The organism is Kitasatospora sp. NPDC041988, assembly GCF_055588525.1.
Genome location: NZ_JBVJCO010000030.1, coordinates 61,563 through 82,217 on the forward strand (window position 1 = coordinate 61,563; position 20,655 = coordinate 82,217).

The 20,655-nt window shown below is 71.4% G+C and carries 16 protein-coding genes; 5 read left to right on the forward strand and 11 right to left on the reverse strand.

Translation table 11 applies throughout. From position 1 onward, the window contains the following. Positions 1 to 2: 2 nt before the first annotated feature. The 8 genes from rodA to folC all read right to left on the reverse strand — a co-directional run bounded on the left by rodA (position 3) and on the right by folC (position 8,951). On the reverse strand, positions 3 to 1,202 hold the full coding sequence (gene rodA, locus ACZ6NC_RS27155) for a rod shape-determining protein RodA (protein WP_465736379.1): 1,200 nt from the start codon (positions 1,200 to 1,202) through the stop codon (positions 3 to 5). Continuing rightward, entirely contained in the window at positions 1,199 to 3,460 is a 2,262-nt protein-coding gene (gene mrdA / locus ACZ6NC_RS27160; RefSeq protein WP_465736380.1) for a penicillin-binding protein 2, read from the reverse strand. The genes rodA and mrdA overlap by 4 nt, the downstream gene beginning before the upstream one ends. 95 nt (positions 3,461 to 3,555) lie before the next feature. Next, positions 3,556 to 4,197, reverse strand: coding sequence for a rod shape-determining protein MreD (gene mreD, locus ACZ6NC_RS27165; protein WP_465736381.1), 642 nt, complete (start codon positions 4,195 to 4,197; stop codon positions 3,556 to 3,558). A 3-nt stretch (positions 4,198 to 4,200) separates the two neighbouring features. After that, a complete protein-coding gene (gene mreC, locus ACZ6NC_RS27170) occupies positions 4,201 to 5,151 on the reverse strand; it encodes a rod shape-determining protein MreC (protein ID WP_465736382.1) in 951 nt (316 codons plus the stop codon). 104 nt (positions 5,152 to 5,255) lie between these two features. Further along, positions 5,256 to 6,281, reverse strand: coding sequence for a rod shape-determining protein (locus tag ACZ6NC_RS27175; RefSeq protein ID WP_305067939.1), 1,026 nt, complete (start codon positions 6,279 to 6,281; stop codon positions 5,256 to 5,258). Between the two features lie 326 nt (positions 6,282 to 6,607). After that, entirely contained in the window at positions 6,608 to 7,021 is a 414-nt protein-coding gene (gene ndk / locus ACZ6NC_RS27180) for a nucleoside-diphosphate kinase (protein ID WP_465736383.1), read from the reverse strand. 194 nt (positions 7,022 to 7,215) lie between these two features. After that, complete coding sequence (locus ACZ6NC_RS27185; protein ID WP_465736384.1) at positions 7,216 to 7,551, reverse strand: DUF4233 domain-containing protein; 336 nt, start codon at positions 7,549 to 7,551, stop codon at positions 7,216 to 7,218. A gap of 2 nt (positions 7,552 to 7,553) precedes the next feature. Continuing rightward, positions 7,554 to 8,951 (reverse strand): bifunctional tetrahydrofolate synthase/dihydrofolate synthase, encoded by a 1,398-nt coding sequence (gene folC / locus ACZ6NC_RS27190; RefSeq protein ID WP_465736385.1) that lies wholly within the window; start codon positions 8,949 to 8,951, stop codon positions 7,554 to 7,556. A 195-nt stretch (positions 8,952 to 9,146) separates the two neighbouring features. Here folC and ACZ6NC_RS27195 point away from each other — a divergent pair, with 195 nt between their 5' ends. From ACZ6NC_RS27195 to ACZ6NC_RS27205, 3 genes are all read left to right on the forward strand, one after another. Further along, entirely contained in the window at positions 9,147 to 10,580 is a 1,434-nt protein-coding gene (locus ACZ6NC_RS27195) for a glycosyltransferase (RefSeq protein WP_465736386.1), read from the forward strand. A gap of 62 nt (positions 10,581 to 10,642) precedes the next feature. Continuing rightward, entirely contained in the window at positions 10,643 to 11,806 is a 1,164-nt protein-coding gene (wecB, locus tag ACZ6NC_RS27200) for a non-hydrolyzing UDP-N-acetylglucosamine 2-epimerase (RefSeq protein ID WP_465736387.1), read from the forward strand. Between the two features lie 204 nt (positions 11,807 to 12,010). Next, positions 12,011 to 13,549, forward strand: a complete 1,539-nt coding sequence (locus ACZ6NC_RS27205; protein ID WP_465736388.1) for a chitinase — start codon at positions 12,011 to 12,013, stop codon at positions 13,547 to 13,549. 25 nt (positions 13,550 to 13,574) lie between these two features. On the opposite strand, the gene ACZ6NC_RS27210 is transcribed toward ACZ6NC_RS27205, so the two are convergent. Both ACZ6NC_RS27210 and ACZ6NC_RS27215 read right to left on the reverse strand, forming a co-directional pair. After that, the gene (locus tag ACZ6NC_RS27210) at positions 13,575 to 14,102 is read right to left on the reverse strand and encodes a hypothetical protein (RefSeq protein WP_465736389.1); all 528 of its coding nucleotides are present in this window, start codon (positions 14,100 to 14,102) and stop codon (positions 13,575 to 13,577) included. A 309-nt stretch (positions 14,103 to 14,411) separates the two neighbouring features. Beyond that, positions 14,412 to 17,048 (reverse strand): valine--tRNA ligase, encoded by a 2,637-nt coding sequence (locus ACZ6NC_RS27215; protein ID WP_465736390.1) that lies wholly within the window; start codon positions 17,046 to 17,048, stop codon positions 14,412 to 14,414. A gap of 190 nt (positions 17,049 to 17,238) precedes the next feature. Between ACZ6NC_RS27215 and ACZ6NC_RS27220 the strand changes: the two genes are divergently transcribed. Further along, positions 17,239 to 18,099: a hypothetical protein gene (locus ACZ6NC_RS27220; protein ID WP_465736391.1), complete on the forward strand. Its 861-nt coding sequence runs from the start codon at positions 17,239 to 17,241 to the stop codon at positions 18,097 to 18,099. 86 nt (positions 18,100 to 18,185) lie between these two features. Continuing rightward, entirely contained in the window at positions 18,186 to 18,983 is a 798-nt protein-coding gene (locus tag ACZ6NC_RS27225) for a hypothetical protein (RefSeq protein WP_465736392.1), read from the forward strand. A gap of 97 nt (positions 18,984 to 19,080) precedes the next feature. On the opposite strand, the gene clpX is transcribed toward ACZ6NC_RS27225, so the two are convergent. Further along, positions 19,081 to 20,370 (reverse strand): ATP-dependent Clp protease ATP-binding subunit ClpX, encoded by a 1,290-nt coding sequence (clpX, locus tag ACZ6NC_RS27230; RefSeq protein WP_030309676.1) that lies wholly within the window; start codon positions 20,368 to 20,370, stop codon positions 19,081 to 19,083. Positions 20,371 to 20,655: the final 285 nt, after the last annotated feature.

Here is a 20,655-nt window from a genome sequence, read left to right on the forward strand (position 1 = left end):
CCTCAGGCCGCTATCGGCCGCTGGCTCTGCACCGCCTGCAACAGTCCGATCGCCACCCAGGTCGAGAACATCGACGACCCGCCGTACGAGACGAACGGCAGCGGGATACCGGCCACCGGCATGATGCCCAGGCACATCCCTATGTTCTCGAACCCCTGGAAGGCGAACCAGGCGACCACCCCGGCCGCCACGATGGTCCCGTACAGGTCGGTCGCCTGCCGGGCGATCCGGCAGCCGCGCCAGAGCACCACGCCGAGCAGCACGATGATCGCCATCGCCCCGAGGAAGCCCAGTTCCTCACCGGCGACCGTGAAGACGAAGTCGGTCTGCTGCTCCGGCACGAACTGCCCGGTGGTCTGCGTCCCGTGGAACAGCCCCTTGCCGGTCAGCCCGCCCGACCCGATCGCGATCCGGGCCTGCGCGGTGTTGTAGCCCACGCCGGACGGGTCGAGCGCCGGGTTGGCGAAGGCGGCGAAGCGGTCGATCTGGTACTTGCTCAGCACCCCGAGCTTCCAGATCGCCACGCAGCCGCCGACCCCGGCGAGGATCAGCCCGAACACCCACCGGTTGGCCGCGCCGGAGGCCAGCAGGATGCCCAGCACGATGACGGCCATCACCATCACCGACCCGGCGTCCGGCATCAGCATCACGACCGCCATCGGCACCGTCGCCCAGACCAGCCCGCGGAACACCGCCCGGTTCGAGGGGAACTCCCGTTCCCCCGCGTCCACCTGGTCCGACAGCACCACGGCCATCGCCAGCACGATCGCCAGCTTGGCGAACTCGGCCGGCTGGACGGAGAAGCCGCCGCCCAGCTGGATCCAGGAGTGCTGGCCGTTGATGGTCGAGCCGAGCGGGCTCAGCGTGGCCGCCAGCAGCAGGATCACAGCGGCGTACAGGAACGGCACCACCGTGCGGAACCGACGGCTCCCTATCCCTATCACCACGGCGCACAGCACCATCCCGATCACCACATTGGTGAGGTGCCGGAAGAGGAAGTACTGCGGATCGCCGTGGGTCAGCGAGTCCCGCCCGCGGGTGGCGGACCAGACCAGCAGCGAACTGCCCAGCGACAGCACCAGCGCGGCCAGCAGCAGTATCCAGTCGATCCGCCAGAGCGGGGAGTCCTTGGCGAGGGCCTTCGAGACCCCGGTGCGCTGGGGGGCCAGCCGCAGCTGCCGGTACGACCCGTAGGAGCTCATGCCCGACTCCTTCCCGTGCTCCGGACCGGTTCGAGCGCCGCGTCCGCCGCGGTGAACAGGGCCGGCGGGCCGGACGGCTGCGCCGGGTCCAGGAAGACCCGCGGCGAGCCGCCGGTCACCCCCGCGTCGCCCGGCCCGGCCGCGGAGTACGCGGCCGGCTTGATGATCGCGGTGCCGTCCGGGTTGAACTTCGGCAGTTCGGCCTGCGGCTTGGGCAGCAGCGCCTTTCCACCGTCGACGTTGCCCTTGTCGTCCACGCCGTACAGCGACTGGTAGATCCGCCGGATCGCATCACCGGAACCGCCGGAGCCGGTGCCGCCCTGGCTTATCGTCATCACGACCGCGTAGTCGTCGCTGTAGGTGGTCAGCCACGAGGTGGTCTGCTTGCCCTCAACCTCGGCGGTGCCGGTCTTGGCGTGCAGCTCGATCTTGCCCTGCGGCCACCCGGCACCGGTGAACTTCCAGGCGGCGGTGCCGCCGGTGACGACGCCCGCGGTGGCCTGGTCGATGTAGCTCAGCAGCTTCTGGTCACCGGGGAACTTCGCGTCCTCGTGCGGGGCGATCTCGCGGACGAGATCCCCGCTCGGGCTTATCACCGCCTTGGCGACGGTCGGCCGGTAGAAGGTGCCGCCGTTGGCGAGCGCCGAGTAGATCCGGGCCATCTGGATCGGGGTGACCAGCGTGTCGCCCTGGCCGATCGCGAAGTTGACCGAGTCACCGGCGCGCATCTGGTAGCCGTCGACGCAGTTCTCCCGGGCGATCTGGTCGGAGAAGGTGTTGCCGCCCTTCTCCGCCTGCTTGCACCAGGCGTCCTTGTTGTTGTCGTAGAAAGACTGCTTCCACTGCCGGTCCGGCACCCGGCCGGTGACCTCGCTGGGCAGGTCGATGCCGGTCTTGGCGCCGAGGCCGAACTGGTGGGCGGTCTTGTAGAACCAGTCCGCCGTCTCCTTCTTCGGCTTGATGCCGCCGTCCTTCATCCACTGGTCGTACGCCAGGCCGTAGAAGACGGTGTCGCAGGAGACCTCCAGCGCCTTCTCCAGCGTGATCGAGCCGAAGTTCTCGCTCTCGAAGTTCTTGAACTCACGGCCGCCGATGGTCAGGCTCTTCGGGCACGGGTACGTCCCGTCCAGCGAGTAGCCGGCCTGCACGGCGGCGGTGGTGGAGATGACCTTGAAGGTCGAGCCGGGGGCGGACTGACCCTGTATGGCGCGGTTCAGCAGCGGGAAGTTGGACTCCTTGCTGGTCAGCGCCTGGTAGTCCTTGCCGGAGATGCCGCCCTGCCAGAGGTTGGGGTCGTAGGTCGGGGCGCTGGCCATCGCGACGATCCGCCCGGTGTGCACGTCCATCACGACGGCGGCGCCGGAGTCGGCCTCGTAGTTGCGGTTGGTCACCTTGTCGAAGGTCTTGCGGGCGTCGTTCATCGCCTGCATCAGGTTGTCCTCGACGACCTTCTGCACCCGGGCGTCGATGCTGGTCACCAGGTTGTTGCCGGTCTGCGGCTCGACCGTGCCGGCGGTGCCGATCACCCGGCCGAGGTTGTCCACCTCCAGCTTGGTGATGCCGGCGGTGCCGCGCAGGTCGCGGTCGTACACCGACTCCAGCCCGGCCCTGCCGATCTGGTCGGCCGGCAGGTAGCGGTCCAGGCCGGTCTTGTCGGCGGTCTTGGAGACCTCCTCGTCGGTCACCGGCGAGAGGTAGCCGAGCACCTGGGCCATGTTGGCGCCCTCGACGCCGGTGTAGTGGCGTACGGCGGTGGGCTGCGCGGTCACCCCGGGGAAGTCCTCGCGGCGCTCCATCATCTGCAAGGCCTGCTGGGTGGTCGCCTCCTTGGTGACCGGGATCGGCTGGTAGGGCGATCCGTTCCAGCAGGGCTGCTGGGTCTTGGCGTCGCAGAGCCGAACCTTCTCCTGGACGTCCTTGGCCGGCATGCCGAGCACCTCGGCGAGCCGGCCCAGCACCGCCTTGCCGCCGTCCTTCTGCTGGAGCAGCGAGGTGCGGCTGACCGAGACCACGAGGCGGGTCTCGTTGCCGGCCAGGATGCGGCCGGAGGCGTCCAGGATCTCGCCGCGCACGGCCGGCTCGACCACCTCGCGGACGTGGTTGCCGGTCGCCTTGGCGGTGTAGACGCTGGCGTTGCGGATCTGCAGGTACCAGAGCCGTCCGCCGAGGGTGGCGAGCAGCGACAGCACCAGGATCTGCAGCACCACCAGACGGATCGTCACCCGCCGGGTACGGCCGGTCTCGGGGATGTTGCTCACGTCTCGTGCGCTCCAGAGTGCGGGGGTCCGGACAAAGGGTCGGGGTGTTGCGGGCGCCGGGTGTCGCGGGCGCCGGGTGTCGCGGGCGCCGGGTGTTACGGGCGCTTGGCGAAGCCGAGCGAGCGCTTCTTCTTGTAGCTCGGCCCGGACGTCGCCTCACGGGTGGTGCGGTAGCGGGAGAGCGTGCCGAGCCCCGGGCCGCCCTCGTCGTCCCCGGCGGCGGCGGCCACCGGGTCCTTCCCGAAGCGGCGCCCGATCAGCATCACCGCGGGCACCACGAACGGTGCCAGCAGCAGGTCGTACAGCAGGGCGGTGACCACCAGGCTGCCGAGGCCGACATGGCGGGCGGCGGTGTCGCCGACCAGGGCGCCGACCATCGCGTACAGCAGTGTGGAGGCGACGGCCGCGACGGCCACCACCAGCAGCGCGCTGGAGACCGAGCGCTGCCGGCCGTGGTCGGGGCGGAGCAGTCCGGCGGCGTAGCCCATCAGGCAGAGCACCAGGGCGTAGCGGCCGATCGCGTGGTCGGACGGCGGCGCGAGGTCGGCCAGCAGGCCGGCCGCGAAGCCGACCAGGCAGCCGCCGGTCGGCCCGTAGACCATGGCCAGTCCGACCACCACGAGCAGCAGTATGTCCGGGGTGGCTCCCGGGAGCTGGAGCCGGCCGAAGACGCTGACCTGGAGGATCAGGCCGAGCAGGACGAGGACGGCGGAGACGGGGACGCGGGCGAGGCGCATGGCTCAGTTCCCCCCGGAGGGCTTGGCGGGCGGTGCGGCGGCGGCCGGTGCCGCGGGGGCTCCGGGCGCTGCGGGTGCCTGGCCCTGCGCGGCGGGCGCGGGCGGCAGGACGGCGTCGCGCGGGTCGGTGCGCGGCGGCACCACCACCACGCCGACCAGGTCGAGCCGGGTGAACTGGACGAAGGGCTCGACCAGGATGGTCTTGGTGAGCTGGCCGGGGTTGGCCTCGACCTGGACGACCTTGCCGACGGGGACGCCGGGCACGAACGGGCGGCCGCTCTGGGAGCCGAAGGTGACCAGCCGGTCGCCCTCCTTCACCTGGGCCTTGCCGTTGAGCAGGGAGACCTTCATGGCGCTGGTGCCGCCGCCGGAGGCGAAGCCGATCTCGCCGGTGCCCTCCAGCCGGGCGCCGGCGCTGAAGCCGGGGTCGGAGGCGAGCAGCACGGTGGAGGTGGTCGGGGCGACGGTGGTGATCCGGCCGACCAGGCCCTGACCGTTGATCACGGTCATGTCCCGGGTCAGGCCGTCGTCGCTGCCGGCGTCGACGGTGATGGTCCAGGAGAAGCCCTGGGCCGGGCCGATCGCGATGACCTGGGCGGCCTTGACGGTGTATCCGCCGGCGCCGGCGGTGCGCAGCAGGTCGTCGAGCTGCTTGGTGCGGGCGCCGGCCGCGTCGGAGGAGGCCAGTTTCTGGCGCAGCTCGGTGTTCTCGCGGGCGAGCTGGTCGGTGCGGCCGCTGTGGGTGGCGGCGTCGCGGAAGGCGCGGACGGTGTCGGCGACCGGGTCGACGACGGTGGCGGCGCCGTGCTCGACCGGGCCGAGGACGCCGGCCGCGGCGCGCCGGGCGCCGCCGAGCGGGGAGCTCTCACCGCCCTTGATGTCCACGGTGATCAGTGCGAAGGCGACGGCCACCAGCAGGATGAGCAGCAGCCGGCTCTCTCGTGTGTCCCTCACGGTGCTGGTACTGCCCCTTCGTACCTGGCCGCCCACCCGGGCTGTGGGGCCCGGGCGGGGGCCGTTTCAGTTTGGCTGTCCGGTCTGACGGTCTGTCGGTTGTGCTAACGGCGCGGCTGGGCGTCCAGTACCTGCTGGAGCGCCTCGAACTCCTCGACGCACTTGCCGGAGCCGAGGGCGACCGAGTCGAGCGGGTTCTCCGCGATGTGGATCGGCATGCCGGTCTCGCGACGCAGCCGCTCGTCCAGACCACGCAGCAGGGCGCCGCCGCCGGTGAGGACGATGCCGCGGTCCATGACGTCGCCGGCCAGCTCGGGCGGGCACTGGTCGAGGGTGGTCTTGACGGCGTCGATGATCGAGTTGACCGGCTCGTCGATGGCCTCGCGGACCTCGGCGGCGGAGATCACGACGGTCTTGGGCAGGCCGCTGACCAGGTCGCGGCCGCGGATCTCGGCGTGCTCGTCCTTCTCGCCCTCCAGGGCGAAGGCGGAGCCGATGCTCATCTTGATCTGCTCGGCGCTGCGCTCGCCCAGGAGCAGCGAGTACTCCTTCTTGATGTGCTGGACGATGGCGTTGTCCAGCTCGTCGCCGGCGACCCGGATGGACTGCGCGGTGACGATGCCGCCGAGCGAGATGACGGCGACCTCGGTGGTGCCGCCACCGATGTCGACGACCATGTTGCCGGTGGCCTCGTGGACGGGCAGTCCGGCGCCGATCGCGGCGGCCATCGGCTCCTCGATGATGTGCACCTGGCGCGCGCCGGCCTGCGAGGAGGCCTCGATGACGGCGCGGCGCTCGACTCCGGTGATGCCGGAGGGCACGCAGACCACGACCCGGGGGCGGGCCAGGTAGCGGCGGCGGTGGATCTTGAGGATGAAGTAGCGGAGCATCCGCTCGGTGATCTCGAAGTCGGCGATCACGCCGTCCTTGAGCGGGCGGATGGCGACGATGTTGCCCGGGGTGCGGCCGATCATCTTCTTGGCCTCGGCGCCGACCGCCAGGATGCCGCCGGTGTTGGTGTTGACCGCGACGACGGACGGCTCGTTGAGGACGATCCCCTTGCCCCTGACATACACCAGCGTGTTGGCGGTTCCGAGGTCGATCGCCAGGTCGCGGCCGATGAACGACAGGTTGGTTGCCATGGGGTGTAGGTGCCTTCCCGGGCTCGGAGTCATTAGCGGGGGTGGACGAGATGTGTGCGCCCACGGCTTGGGCGGAAACCAGCTGACCAGCCGTACCGGGCCCTAGAGTCGCGTCCATCGTAGTCACGCCGGCCAGTACGGACGTCGACGTGGGGCATACCGTCCATTGTCCGGAGCGTGATCGCTTCTCCGAGCATTGGGACGCCGTGTCGGCGGCCCCAGTTCCCTATTTCACGATAAGAATGCCCCGGCCGGGCCAATGGTCCCGGCCGGGGCACCCGAAGGTCCCTCGGGCGTGTCGCCCGGGGCGGTGCTTACGCGTGGGCCGGGAAGAAGATCTTGATCTCGCGCTCGGCGGACTCCGGGGAGTCGGAGGCGTGGATCAGGTTCTCGCGGGTGATCGTCGCGTAGTCGCCGCGGATGGTGCCGGCGCCGGCCTCCAGCGGGTTGGTCGCCCCGGCCAGCATCCGGATGCCGGGGATGACCTCCTCGCCCTCGACGATCAGCGCGATCGACGGGCCGGAGGTCATGAACTCCAGCAGCGGCTCGTAGAACGGACGGCCGACGTGCTCCGCGTAGTGCTGCTCCAGCGTCGCCCGGTCGAAGGTGCGCAGCTCGACGGCGGCGAGCTGCCACCCGGCCTTGCGCTCGATGCGGCTGATGATCTCGCCGGCCAGGCCGCGCTTGACGGCGTCGGGCTTGAGCAGGACGAGAGTGCGCTGGGACACGGTGCGTCTCCTGGAGAATCGGTTCGGCATGCACTCGGTTGGGTGCGCGGAGTGCGACTACCGCAGAGGTTACCTTGCGTGAGCAGCGCGGCTCATCCGACGGCATCCCCCGCGACCGCGGGGCCCACGCCACCCTGATCGGCGAGGCGCTGCTGATCATCGAGGCATCCCCGCGACCGCGGGGCCCGGGCCCGTCAGACTGTTGCGGCGGCGCGGGCGGCCTTGAACTCGTCGATCTTGCGGCCGTAGTGCACCGAGCACCACCAGAGGCCGGCGAAGACCACGCCCAGGCCGAACATGGTCGGCAGGACGAAGCCGCTGGCGATCAGGCCGAGCTGCAGCGCCCAGCCGATCGCCACCGCGCCGGGGCGGGTGATCATGCCGCAGAGCAGGACGCAGAGCGCCATGGCGATGCCCGTCACCGTCCAGACCGTCGTCGTGGAGACGTCGGAGAGCTGCATCGCCACCAGTCCGGCGAAGAGCGCCAGCAACGCCTCGCCGATCAGCGTCGAGGAGCAGAGCGTCCTCATCGTCACTTCCTCCCGAGGAGCAGGCGGGCCTCGCCCACCGTGATGACCGAGCCGGTGACCAGCACCCCGGCGCCGCCGAGGTCGCCCTCCTCCTCGGCGAGGGTGACGGCGGCGGCGATGGCGTCGTCGAGCCGGGGCTCGACCTGGACGCGGTCCTCGCCGAAGATGTCGACGGCCAGGGCGGCCAGCGCGTCCGCGTCCATCGCGCGGTGGGTGGAGTTCTGGGTGATCACGACCTCGGCCAGGATCGGCTCGAAGGCCTCCAGCAGGCCGGCCACGTCCTTGTCACCGCTGGTGCCGATCACGCCGACCAGCCGGGTGAAGCCGAAGGCCTCGCCGATCGCGGCGACGGTGGCCTGGGCGCCGTTCGGGTTGTGCGCGGCGTCCAGGAGGATCGTGGGGCTGCGGCGGACGACCTCCAGCCGGCCCGGCGAGGCGACGCCGGAGAAGGCCTGGCGGATCTTGTCGACATCGAGCCGGCCGCCGCGCGCGCCGCCGACGCCGAAGAAGGCCTCGACGGCGGCCAGGGCCAGCGCGGCGTTCTGCGCCTGGTGGGCACCGTGCAGCGGGACGAAGACGTCCTCGTACTCCTCGCCGCCGAGCCCACGCAGCGTCACCAGCTGGCCGCCGATGGCGACCTCACGGCGGATCACGCCGAACTCCATGCCCTCGCGGGCCACCGTGGCGTCCACCTCGACGGCGCGCCGCAGGATGGTCTGGGCGGCGTCCAGCTGCTGCTGGGCGACGACCGCGACGGCGCCGGTCTTGACGATCCCGGACTTCTCGACCGCGATCTCGCCGGTGGTCCCGCCCAGCTTGTCGGTGTGGTCCAGGCCGATCGGGGTGATCACCGCGACGGCGGCGTCGATGACGTTGGTGGCGTCCCAGGAGCCGCCCATGCCGACCTCGATCACGCCGACGTCCACCGGGGCGTCGGCGAAGGCGGCGTACGCCATTCCGGTCAGCACCTCGAAGAAGGACATCGGGACAGGCTGCTGTGCGTCGACCATCTGCACGTACGGCTCGATGTCGCGGTAGACCTCGACGAACCGCTCGGGGCTGATCGGGACGCCGTCCAGGCTGATCCGCTCGGTGACGGACTCCACGTGCGGGCTGGTGTAGCGGCCGGTGCGCAGCTCGAAGGTGTTGAGCAGTTGCTCGATCATCCGGGCGGTGGAGGTCTTGCCGTTGGTGCCGGTGATGTGGATGGAGGGGAAGGACCGCTGGGGCTGGCCCAGGATGTCCATCAGCGCCTCGATCCGGTCGAGCGAGGGCTCCAGCTTGTTCTCCGGCCAGCGCGTGGAGAGCGCGGTCTCGACGTCGCGCAGGGCGTCGCCGGAGCCGGCGTCTGCGTCGGCGGGGCGGAGGGTGTACGGGTTCGGGTCGGCCTTGTCGCTCACGTCCACAGTCTACGGAGCCGCGACCGGCGCTCCCCACAGGGCGCCCCGAAGCCGCGGCCGGGTGAGAACGGCCACTTTGCCCTGACTTTCCGATTTAGTCCGTTTACTATTGATTTGGCGAGCCTCGATCGCAAAGAGGCATCGATTCGCAAGCACAGGAGCCGTATCGCCTTTGATTACCCGGAGGGCCGCCTCATGCCCGATGCCCTGCACCAGTACGTCCTGGCCCGCCAGGACGGCTTAGTCCGGGCCGCCGAGCTGATCTCCCTGGCGCTCCTCGCCTACATGGTCTTCGTGTTCGGCCGCTTCCTGCTCTACTGGGCCGGCTCCCGCCACGCCTTCCGGCACAACCGCGCCGCCGAGCCGGGCGACCCGGCCGCCTTCCAGTGGCACCTGGTGATCCCCTGCCGCGACGAGGAGGCCGTCGTCACCGAGACCCTCACCGGACTGCGGCGCTCCGCGCCGGGAGCGCACCTGTGGGTGATCGACGACGACAGCGAGGACCGCACCCGCGCCCTGGTGCTCGCCGCCGCCGGACGGGACGACCGGATCCACCTCATCCAGCGCCGCCGCCCGCACGCCCGGATCGGCAAGGGTGCCGCGCTCAACGCCGCCTACCGGGCGATCTCCGACTGGCTGCCCGACACCGCCGACCGCTCCCGGGTGGTGATCGGCGTGGTCGACGCCGACGGGCAGCTCGACCCGGGCACCCTGGAGGCGGTCTGCACCGACAAGGCCATGGGCCGCCCGGACACCGGCGCCGTGCAGATCGGCGTCCGGATGCGCAATGCCGACGACGAGCGGCCGCTGCCCGGGCGCGGCCGGCTCGCCAACGTGCCGGCCCGCGCCCTGGTGCGGATGCAGGACATCGAGTTCCAGGCCAACAACGCCGGGATGCAGCTGCTGCGCCGGCGCACCGGCAGCGTCGGCCTCGGCGGCAACGGCCAGTTCGTCCGGCTCTCCGCACTGGACACGCTCACCGCCGAGGAGGGCCGCGAGGGCCGTCCCTGGCCGGAGCGGGCCCTGCTGGAGGACTACGAGTCAGGTCTCGAACTGCGCCTGGCCGGCTGGCGGTTGACGCACGTCACCGAGGCGCGGGTGTCCCAGGAGGGGCTGGTCTCGGCCCGGCGCTTCCTCACCCAGCGCACCCGGTGGGCCCAGGGCAACATGCAGTGCCTGCGCTACACCGGCCGGGTGCTGCGCTCGCCGCACTACCGCTGGGCCGGCAAGGCCGAGGTGCTGTACACCTTCCTGCAGCCCGTGGTCTGCGTGCTGCTCGTGGCGCTCACCCCGCTCTCGATCGCGATCACGGCCGCCGGGCTGGTGCTCTTCCCCGAGCCGACCGCGGACTTCCAGCTCCGCTTCGGGCCGTACATGGCCCTCGCCTTCCTGATCGCCACGCTGCCGATGGTCTTCTGGGGCTTCGCCTACCGCCGGCTGGTGCACCCCGACCGGAGCCGGCTGACCGGCCTGCTCTGGGGCTTCCTGCTCTGGCTCTACGCCTACCACCTGTTCGTGGTCGCCACCCGGGCCGCCGCCCGACTGCTGCTGGGCCGCAACGGCTGGGCCAAGACCCGGCGCAACGCCGAGGCCGTCGCCGTCGGCGCCCCCACCGCGCTCGAAGCCTGAGACCTCCTCCCCCGAAGCTCCCCGAGCTCCCCGAGACCCCGAGACCCTCCCGGAGTACCGCCATGACCATGTGCCCGACCCCGCCGCCCGCCGCCCGCCGGCCGGCCCCCGCCAGCGTCGCCGTCGTCCTCGGCACCCGCCCCGAACTGGTCAAGCTCGCCCCGCTGATCCACGAACTCGGCGACGCCACCCGGCTGATCCACACCGGCCAGCACTGGGACGAGGCGATGTCCGGCCGGTTCCTGCGCGACCTCGGCCTGCCCCGCCCGGAGCTGCTGACCGGCGTCGGCGGCCGCCCGCGCGCCGGCCAGATCGCCCAGTCCCTCGGCCAGCTGGACGCCGCGTTCGCCGACGACCGGCCCGCCGCCGTCGTCGTCCAGGGCGACACCAACGCCACCCTGGCCGGGGCGCTGGCCGCCAACGCCCGCGGAATTCCGCTCGTGCACGTCGAGGCCGGGCTGCGCAGCTTCGACCGGGCGATGCCCGAGGAGCACAACCGGGTGATGGTCGACCACGTCTCCGACCTGCTCTGCGCCGCCACCCCGGAGAACGCCGCCAACCTGCGCGCCGAGTCGCTGGACGAGCGGCGGATCGCCCTCACCGGCAACACCGTGGTCGAGGTGGTCCGGCGTCAGCTCCCCGGCGGGACCACCCGGGCCGCGTTGCTCGCCCGGCACGGGGTCGGGCCGGACGGCTTCGTCCTGGCCACCGTGCACCGGCCGGAGAACACCGACACCGCCGAGGCGCTCGGCGCCGTCCTCGCCGAGCTGGACCGGATCGCCCGGGCCGGCACCCCGGTGCTCTTCCCGATGCACCCGCGTACCCGCGCCGCCGTCGAGCGGTTCGCGCTGGACGGCCTGCTGGCGCGGCTCGCCGTGACCGGGCCGGTCGGGTACGCGGAGTTCCTGGGCCTGGCCCGGCACGCCGCGCTGCTGGTCTCCGACTCCGGCGGCGTGCAGGAGGAGTGCACCGTGCTCGGCCGCCCGCTGCTGGTGGTGCGCCGCTCCACCGAGCGCCCGGAGGCGGTGGACGCAGGATTCGCCGCCCTGGTGCAGCCCGGCGCCGAGCTGGGCGAGTCGGCCCGCGCCTGGCTGGCCGACTCCCCCGAGCGGCTCGCCCGGCTGGCGGCTGCCCCGAGCCCGTACGGGGACGGGCTGGCCTCGGCCCGGATCGCCCGGCTGACGGCGCGGCTCGCCGGCGAGCCGGCGGAGCTGATCGTCGCCTGAGCGGCCGACCCGGGTGGCCGGTTCAGGTGGCCGGTCCTCTTGACAGCCGGATTGGTCTACTCCACCTTGTGAGGCAAGTCTCCCCTCCCGACAGGGACTTGAGTTGTCGGTAGCTCCCCCACGCGCACCCATCGACACCCGGACGGCTCTCCGCGCACGCGGGACACCGAGCCGCCCGGCCTCCCCCCCACAGGAGATGGAGTCATGCCACCTGCCCGACACGCGCGCCCGCGCGCAGTCCACAGCCTGCTCGCCGGGGCCGGCGCGATCGCCCTGGGCCTGAGCGGCCTCGCCCTCGCCGGCGGCGCCGGCGCCCAGGCCGCCGACATCGACCTGATCACCAACGGCGGCTTCGAGTCCGGCAACCACCTCGCCGGCTGGACCTGCTCCGCCGGCGCACCCGAGACCGCCACCGTCCACTCCGGCTCGTTCGCGCTGCGCTCCACCCCGGGCGCCGGCGACACCGGCGAGTGCGTCCAGACCGTCACCGTGAAGCCGTCCTCGACGTACACGCTGAGCGGCTGGGTCCAGGGCTCGTACGTCTACCTGGGCGCCCGCGGCACCGGCGGGACCGACCCCAGCACCTGGACCAGCTCCACCGGGTACTCCAAGCTGAGCACCACCTTCACCACCGGGGCGGGCACCACCAGCGTCACCGTCTACCTGCACGGCTGGTACGGGCAGCCGGCCTTCCTGGCCGACGACGTGTCACTGATCGGCCCGGGCGACCCGAAGCCCTCCCCCAGCTCCACCACCCCGACGCCCACCCCGACGGCGACCACCACCGTGACCGCCTCGCCGACCGGCACCGCGTCCCCCACCGCCACCTCGACCGGCCGGCCGCCGGGCCTGCCCAAGCACATCCTCACCGGCTACTGGCAGAACTTCGACAACGGCGCCACCGTCCAGCGGATGAGTGACGTCCCGGCCGCCTACGACATCATCGCGGTCTCCTTCGCGGACGCCACCAGCACGCCCGGCGGCCTGAGCTTCACGCTGGACGGCACGCTCTCCTCCCGACTCGGCGGCTACACCGTCGCCCAGTTCAAGGCCGACATCGCGGCCAAGAAGACGGCGGGCAAGAAGGTGGTGCTCTCGGTCGGCGGCCAGAACGGCACCGTCTCCGTCAACAGCTCCGCCTCCGCCGCCACCTTCGCCGACACGGCCTGGGCGCTGATGCAGAGCTACGGCTTCGACGGGATCGACATCGACCTGGAGAACGGGGTCAGCGCCACCTACCTGGGCCAGGCACTGCACACGCTCGCGGCAAAGGCGGGCAGCGGGTTCGTCCTCACCATGGCGCCGCAGACCATCGACATGCAGTCGACCGGGACGGAGTACTTCAAGCTGGCGCTGAACGTGAAGGACATCCTCACCATCGTCAACATGCAGTACTACAACTCCGGCACCATGCTCGGCTGCGACGGCCAGGTCTACGGGCAGGGCACCGAGAACTTCCTGACCGCGCTGGCCTGCATCCAGCTCAAGGGCGGGCTGCGGCCCGACCAGGTCGGGCTCGGCGTGCCGGCCTCCACCAACGCGGCGGGCGGCGGGTACGTCAGCCCGGGCGTGGTCGACAACGCGCTGGACTGCCTGGCCGCCGGCACCAACTGCGGGAGCTTCAAGCCCGACACCACCTGGCCCGGGATCGGCGGGGCGATGACCTGGTCGACCAACTGGGACGCCAAGGCGGGCGGCGGGATCGCCGGCACCGTCGGCTCACACCTGCACGCGATGCCGTAACCGGCCCGGGGCCCGGGCCGGGGTGTCAGACCCCGGCCCGGGCCTCGGGGATCTCCGGGCACGGGCCGCAGTGCCGGCGGCGCAGCTCGGCGGCGATCTCGGCGAGCTCGCCCTCGGGCAGGAACGGCAGCATCATGGCGACGCCCTGGAGCAGACCGCCGACCAGGAAGGTGGTGTCGGCGGTGGCCGCCACCAGCCCACGGACCTCGGTGACCCGGCCGCCGGCGACGGCCTCGATCAGCCGGGCCGCGTCGGCGGTCTCCTCGTCCACGTCCACCGCTCCGGTGTCGGCCGGGGCGCGGCGGGCCATGGCGCGCAGCACCCGGTCGCCGACCTCCGGCGCGTACGCCTTGCGGACCGCCTCGGCGGCGATCCAGGTGAGCAGGGTGGTGACCTCGCGGTGCGCGTGTTCCTCGAAAATCCGGTCCAGCTCTTCGTCGAACGCCAACTGGTTTCCGTGCCGGAACGCGAGCAGCAGCGTCGCTGCCCGGGCTTTGGCCTCCTCGACCGCCTCAGCAGGCAGTTCGTCGGCCAACTCCTTGGTCACCACCACGCCATGCCCTCCCGTTCGGTGCCGTCGGCTCAGCGGAACTCCTGCACACCGTACACATCCCACCTGCTAACTTCCGCGAACCCGCGCGGGCAAGACCGGAATGAATTCGGGCGGAATAGGACTTCACCCGGTCCAGGATGAATATTCGCCGGAACAGAGCAATGAGTCTGCGCTATTCGGGGCAGGAACCGCGGAAATGGCCGCCGCCACGGGGCACCGCCGTGGGCCGCCACCCGGAAATGCCGAGGGGCCGCACCCCGCGTCGGCGGGATGCGGCCCCTACGTCGGCCGTGACGAGCTGCCGGCGCGTCAGGCCTGCGGCAGCGCCGCGAGCTGGGCGGTGATCCGGACGATGTCGGCCTCGGCGGCCTCCTGGCGGACCCGGATCTTGGCGACCACGTCGTCCGGTGCCTTGGCGAGGAACGCCTCGTTGCCGAGCTTGGCGGTGGTCTGCGCCTTCTCCTTCTCGGCGGCCGCGAGGTCCTTGGCCAGGCGCTTGCGCTCGGCCGCGACGTCGATGGTGCCGGAGAGGTCCAGCGCCACCGTGGCGCCGGCGACCGGGAGCGAGGCGGTGGCCGTGAAGCCGTCCTCGGGCAGGGTCAGGCGCAGCAGCGAGCGGATCGCGTCCTCGTGGACGGCCAGCACGGTGCCGTCCAGGCCGAGCCGGGCCGGGACGCGCTGTGCGGGCTGGAGGCCCTGGTCCGAACGGAACCGGCGGACCTCGGTGACCACCTGCTGGAGCGTGGCGACCTCGGCCTCGGCCGCGGCGTCCCGGAAGCCGCTGTCCTTGGGCCACTCGGTGACCACCAGGGACTCGGCGCCGGTCAGCGTCGTCCACAGCGTGTCGGTGACGAACGGGACGACCGGGTGGAGCAGCCGCAGCGTGACGTCCAGGACCTCGCCGAGGACCCGGCGGGAGGCGTCGGCCTGCGCGCCGCCCTTGGCCAGGGTGGTCTTGGAGAGCTCGACGTACCAGTCGAACACCTCGTCCCAGGCGAAGTGGTAGAGCGCGTCCGAGACCTTGGCGAACTCGTAGTCGTCGTACAGCGCGTCCACCTCGGCGACGGTGGCGTTCAGCCGCGACAGGATCCAGCGGTCGACCGCGGTCAGCTCCTCCGGCGCGGGCAGCGGGCCCTCGACGGTGGCGCCGTTCATCAGCGCGAAGCGGGTCGCGTTCCAGATCTTGTTGCAGAAGTTGCGCGAGCCCTTGACCCAGTCCTCGCCGATCGGCACGTCGGCGCCGGGGTTGGCGCCACGGGCCAGCGTGAAGCGGACGGCGTCGGCGCCGTAGGCGTCCATCCAGTCCAGCGGGTCCACGGCGGTGCCGGAGGACTTCGACATCTTCTTGCCGAACTCGTCGCGGACCAGGCCGGTCAGGGCGACGGTCTTGAACGGCGCCTGACCGTCCATCGCGTACAGGCCGAACATCATCATCCGGGCGACCCAGAAGAAGATGATGTCGTGGCCGGTGACCAGGACGTCGGTCGAGTAGAACCTCGCCAGGTCCGGGGTCTTCTCCGGCCAGCCGAGGGTGGAGAAGGGCCAGAGGCCGGAGGAGAACCAGGTGTCCAGGACGTCCGGGTCCTGGTGCCAGCCCTCGCCGGTCGGCGGCTGCTCGTCGGGGCCGACGCAGACGACCTCGCCGTCCGGGCCGTACCAGACCGGGATCCGGTGGCCCCACCAGAGCTGGCGCGAGATGCACCAGTCGTACATGTTGTCGACCCAGTCGAAGTAGCGGCGCTCCAGCTCCTTCGGGTGGATCTCCACCTTGCCGTCGCGGACGGCGTCGCCGGCCGCCTGGGCCAGCGGGGCGACCTTGACCCACCACTGCAGCGACAGGCGCGGCTCGACCACCGTGTGGCAGCGCGAGCAGTGGCCGACGGCGTGCATGTACGGGCGCTTCTCGGCGACGATCCGGCCCTGCTCGCGCAGCGCGCCGACCACGGCCGAGCGGGCCTCCAGCCGGTCCAGGCCGAGGAACGGGCCGTGCACGGTGATCGCACCGTGCTCGTCCATCACGCTCAGGTTCGGCAGGTTGTGGCGCTGGCCGATGGCGAAGTCGTTCGGGTCGTGCGCCGGCGTCACCTTGACGGCGCCGGTGCCGAACTCCGGGTCGACGTGCTCGTCGGCGACGACCGGGATCTCCCGGTCCGTCAGCGGCAGCTTGATGGTCCGGCCGACCAGGTGCTTGTAGCGCTCGTCCTCCGGGTGGACGGCGACGGCGGTGTCACCGAGCATCGTCTCGGCGCGGGTGGTGGCGACGATGATCGAGTCCTCGCCCTCCCCGTAGCGGATCGAGACCAGCTCGCCGGGGACCTCCTCGTGCTCCACCTCGATGTCGGAGAGCGCGGTGAGGCAGCGCGGGCACCAGTTGATGATGCGCTCGGCCCGGTAGATCAGGCCGTCGTCGAAGAGGCGCTTGAAGATGGTCTGGACGGCCTGCGAGAGGCCCTCGTCCATGGTGAAGCGCTCGCGGGACCAGTCCACGCCGTCGCCGAGACGGCGCATCTGGCCGAGGATCCTGCCACCGTAGTTCTCCTTCCACTCCCAGACCTTCTCGACGAAGGCCTCGCGGCCCAGGTCGTGGCGGGAGAGGCCGGACTCGGCGAGCTGCTGCTCAACCTTGTTCTGGGTGGCGATGCCGGCGTGGTCCATACCGGGCAGCCAGAGCGTCTCGTAGCCCTGCATGCGCTTGCGGCGGGTCAGCGCGTCCATCAGCGTGTGCTGGAAGGCGTGGCCGAGGTGCAGGGCTCCGGTGACGTTCGGCGGCGGGATGACGATGGTGTACGGGGGCTTCTCGCTCTTGGCGTCGGCCGTGAAGTAACCGCGCTCCACCCAGCGCTCGTACAGCTCGCCCTCTACCTCCGCCGGGGCGTAGGTCGTCGGGAGGGTGGCTGCGTCGTCCCCGGCATGGCTGCTCACGGGGCGCTGGTTCTTGTCGGTCACGACGCACAGTTTACGTAACCGGGGACCTGGGTTACGAACCGCTTTCGGTCCGCGTACTCCTTGCGCCCGGTCCGGACGGCCGTCGGCCCGGTGCGGTACCGTGCCCGCACACTCGTCCGGTCCTTCGTACGGACACGGACGACTCCAGATCGCGACAGGCCGCAGGTGCGGCGGGGGAGCACAGAGGCAGATGTACGGCCAGGGTCAGCAGTATCCGCAGGGTCAGCCGCAGCAGCCGTACGGGGCGCCGCAGCCGCAGCCGCCGTACGGGGCACAGCCGCCCTACGGCGCGCCGCCGCAGCAGTACGGCTACCCGCAGCAGGGCGCCCCCGCTCCGCAGTACGGCGCGCCCCAGCCACAGTACGGCGCCCCGCAGCCGCCCTACGGGGTGCCGCCGCAGCAGGCGCCGTACGGCCAGCCGGGCTACCCGGTGGCGCCGCCGCCGAAGAAGGGCAAGGGCGGGCTGGTGGTCGGCCTGGTGATCGGTGCCCTGGTGCTGGGTGGTGGCGGCTTCGGCCTCTACAAGCTGCTCGGCGGCGACAGCGGCGGCAAGTACAAGATCACCGCCCCGCAGTCGCTGCCGGACGGCTACACGCAGAAGTCGGCCAAGGAACAGGCCGCCGACCCCAGCAAGGGCGAAAACGGCAAGTTCGGCAAGAACCTCACCGCGCTGGTGGCCAGCTACAGCAAGGGCTCCGACGCGTTCGACACCATCTCGATCATCGGCGTCTACGGGGAGCTCAACGACCCGGGCTCCATCATCGACAACTCGAAGAAGGAGAGCGACGGCCTCACCTGGGCCACCCCGCTGACGGAGTTCCCGGCGCAGGACAACCGCAACTCCTCGGCGAAGCTCTCGTGCGGCGTCTACAGCATTCTCGGCGGCAAGAGCCAGTCCGCGGTGTGCATTTGGGCGGACCGGTCCACCACCGGCCGGGTCACCTTCCAGAAGGCCGCCAGCGGCGGCGGCGCCGCTCCGACCCCGCTCGCCCCGGCCCAGGCCGCCGAGAAGACCCGGGCCATCCGCGACGCCATGGTCTCCTCCAAGTAGTCCGCGCCACCGTCACACCTGCCACCCGGCCCCGGGTGGGAGTGCGCCATGTCCGCCGTTCCCTCCTGTCCCCAGAAAGGGCCATCGTGACCGAGCAGAACCCCTACGGCACCCCGCCGCCGCCCGCCGGCCAGCCGTACGGCGCCGCGCCCGTGCCGCCCCAGCAGCCCGGCTACGGGGCGACGCCCCCGCCGCCCGCCGCCGCGCCCTACGGCGCCGTGCCGCCGCAGGCCCCGCCGCCGGGCGGCCAGCCCGGCTACCCGGGGTACGGCGCGTACGCCCCGGTGCCGCCGCGCAAGTCCCGCAAGACGCTCTGGATCCTGCTCAGTGTCTTCGCCGTGGTGCTGGCGCTGATCGGCGGCGCCGTCGCGTACTTCGTCTTCGACGTGACGTCCAACGCCGGCACCCAGAAGATCGTCCTGCCGGCCAAGTTCAAGGACCTCTCCAAGGACGACGACAACGAGATCGCCCGGAAGATGGAGCAGGAGATCACCTCCGAGTTCGGCAAGGGCGACGGCGCCTGGAACCCGACCGGGGTGAGCGCCGTCTACCTGGACCCGTCGGAGGAGCCGAAGCTCATCGTGGTCGGCGGCTACGGCAAGGTGCTGCTGCCCAAGCAGGAGCTGGACGCCATGTTCAAGGGCTTCTCGGACGGCGGCCCGACCGTCAGCAACCGGCACGCGGTCGACGCCGGCCCCAAGGGCGGCACCATGGAGTGCGCCAAGGCCACCCAGGAGGGCACCGACCTGGGCATCTGCGCCTGGGCCGACAACAGCAGCCTGATCCTGCTGATGCAGGCGCCCGAGGACGGCAAGCAGCCGAACCTCGACAAGCTGGCCGCCGACGCCCGCGACCTGCGCGCCGTTTCCGAGGTGCCGAAGTAGGTCCGGCGACGCCCCGCGGAGCAGCGAAGGGCCCCCGGAGACCGTGGTCTCCGGGGGCCCTGTCACATGTGCGCGGGCGCCGGGGGCGCCGACCGGGTCAGGCGCTCTTCTCGCGCCGCTCCCGCTTGATCATGTCCCGCGGGACGAGCGTCGGGATGGCGTGCTTGGAGACGACGTCCCCGGTGACCACCACGCGGGCGACGTCCTGACGCGAGGGCACCTCGTACATCACGGACATCAGCACCTCCTCCATGATGGCCCGCAGGCCACGCGCGCCGGTGCCGCGCAGGATCGCCTGGTCGGCGATGGCCTCCAGCGCGTCCCGGGAGAACTCCAGCTCCACACCGTCCAGTTCGAAGAGCTTGCGGTACTGCTTGACCAGCGCGTTCTTCGGCTCGGTGAGGATCTGCAGCAGCGCCTCGCGGTCCAGGTTGTGCACGCTGGTGATCACCGGGAGGCGGCCGATGAACTCCGGGATCATGCCGAACTTGACCAGGTCCTCCGGCATCACCTGACGGAAGTGGTCGCTGGCGTCCAGCTCCCGCTTGGAGCGGATGTTGGCGCCGAAGCCGATGCCCTTGGCACCCGCGCGGCCCTCGATGATCCGCTCCAGGCCGGCGAAGGCGCCGCCCACGATGAACAGCACGTTGGTGGTGTCGATCTGGATGAACTCCTGGTGCGGGTGCTTGCGGCCCCCCTGCGGCGGCACCGAGGCGGTGGTGCCCTCCAGGATCTTCAGCAGCGCCTGCTGCACGCCCTCGCCGGAGACATCGCGGGTGATCGACGGGTTCTCGCTCTTGCGGGCGACCTTGTCGATCTCGTCGATGTAGATGATCCCGGTCTCGGCCTTCTTGACGTCGTAGTCGGCCGCCTGGATCAGCTTGAGCAGGATGTTCTCGACGTCCTCGCCGACATACCCGGCCTCGGTGAGCGCGGTGGCGTCGGCGATCGCGAACGGCACGTTCAACATCCGGGCCAGCGTCTGCGCCAGCAACGTCTTGCCGGAGCCGGTCGGCCCGAGCAGCAGGATGTTGGACTTCGCCAGCTCGATGGCGTCCTCACGGCCGTTGCCGCCGCTGCGGCCCGCCTCGCCGGCCTGCACGCGCTTGTAGTGGTTGTAGACGGCCACCGACAGCGCCTTCTTGGCGAGGTCCTGGCCGACCACGTACTGGTCCAGGAACTCGTAGATCTCGCGCGGCTTCGGGAGCTCCTCGAAGCGCACCTCGGAGGTCTCGGCGAGCTCCTCCTCGATGATCTCGTTGCACAGGTCGATGCACTCGTCGCAGATGTACACGCCTGGTCCGGCGATCAGCTTCTTCACCTGCTTCTGCGACTTGCCGCAGAACGAGCACTTGAGCAGGTCGCCACCGTCTCCGATGCGTGCCACGAGGTGCTTCCCCTTCGCCAGGGGCCCCGCGGGGGTTCCGGGGCCTGGTGCTGTGGACCGTCAACGCCGACGGCGATCGGTCTCGCTATCCGACGGTACTCTGCCGGGCCCCTGATTCCGTCCTCTTCGCCAGGTCTGCCCTACGCCCTGGGCGAATTGATACCGAACAGATGCCGTCGCCGGTACCGCCGATGTGCCGGGGGGGGGGGGGGGGGGGGGGGGGGGGGGGGGGGGGGGAGGGGGGGGGGAGGGGGGGGAGGGAGGGGGGGGGGGGGGGGGGGGAGT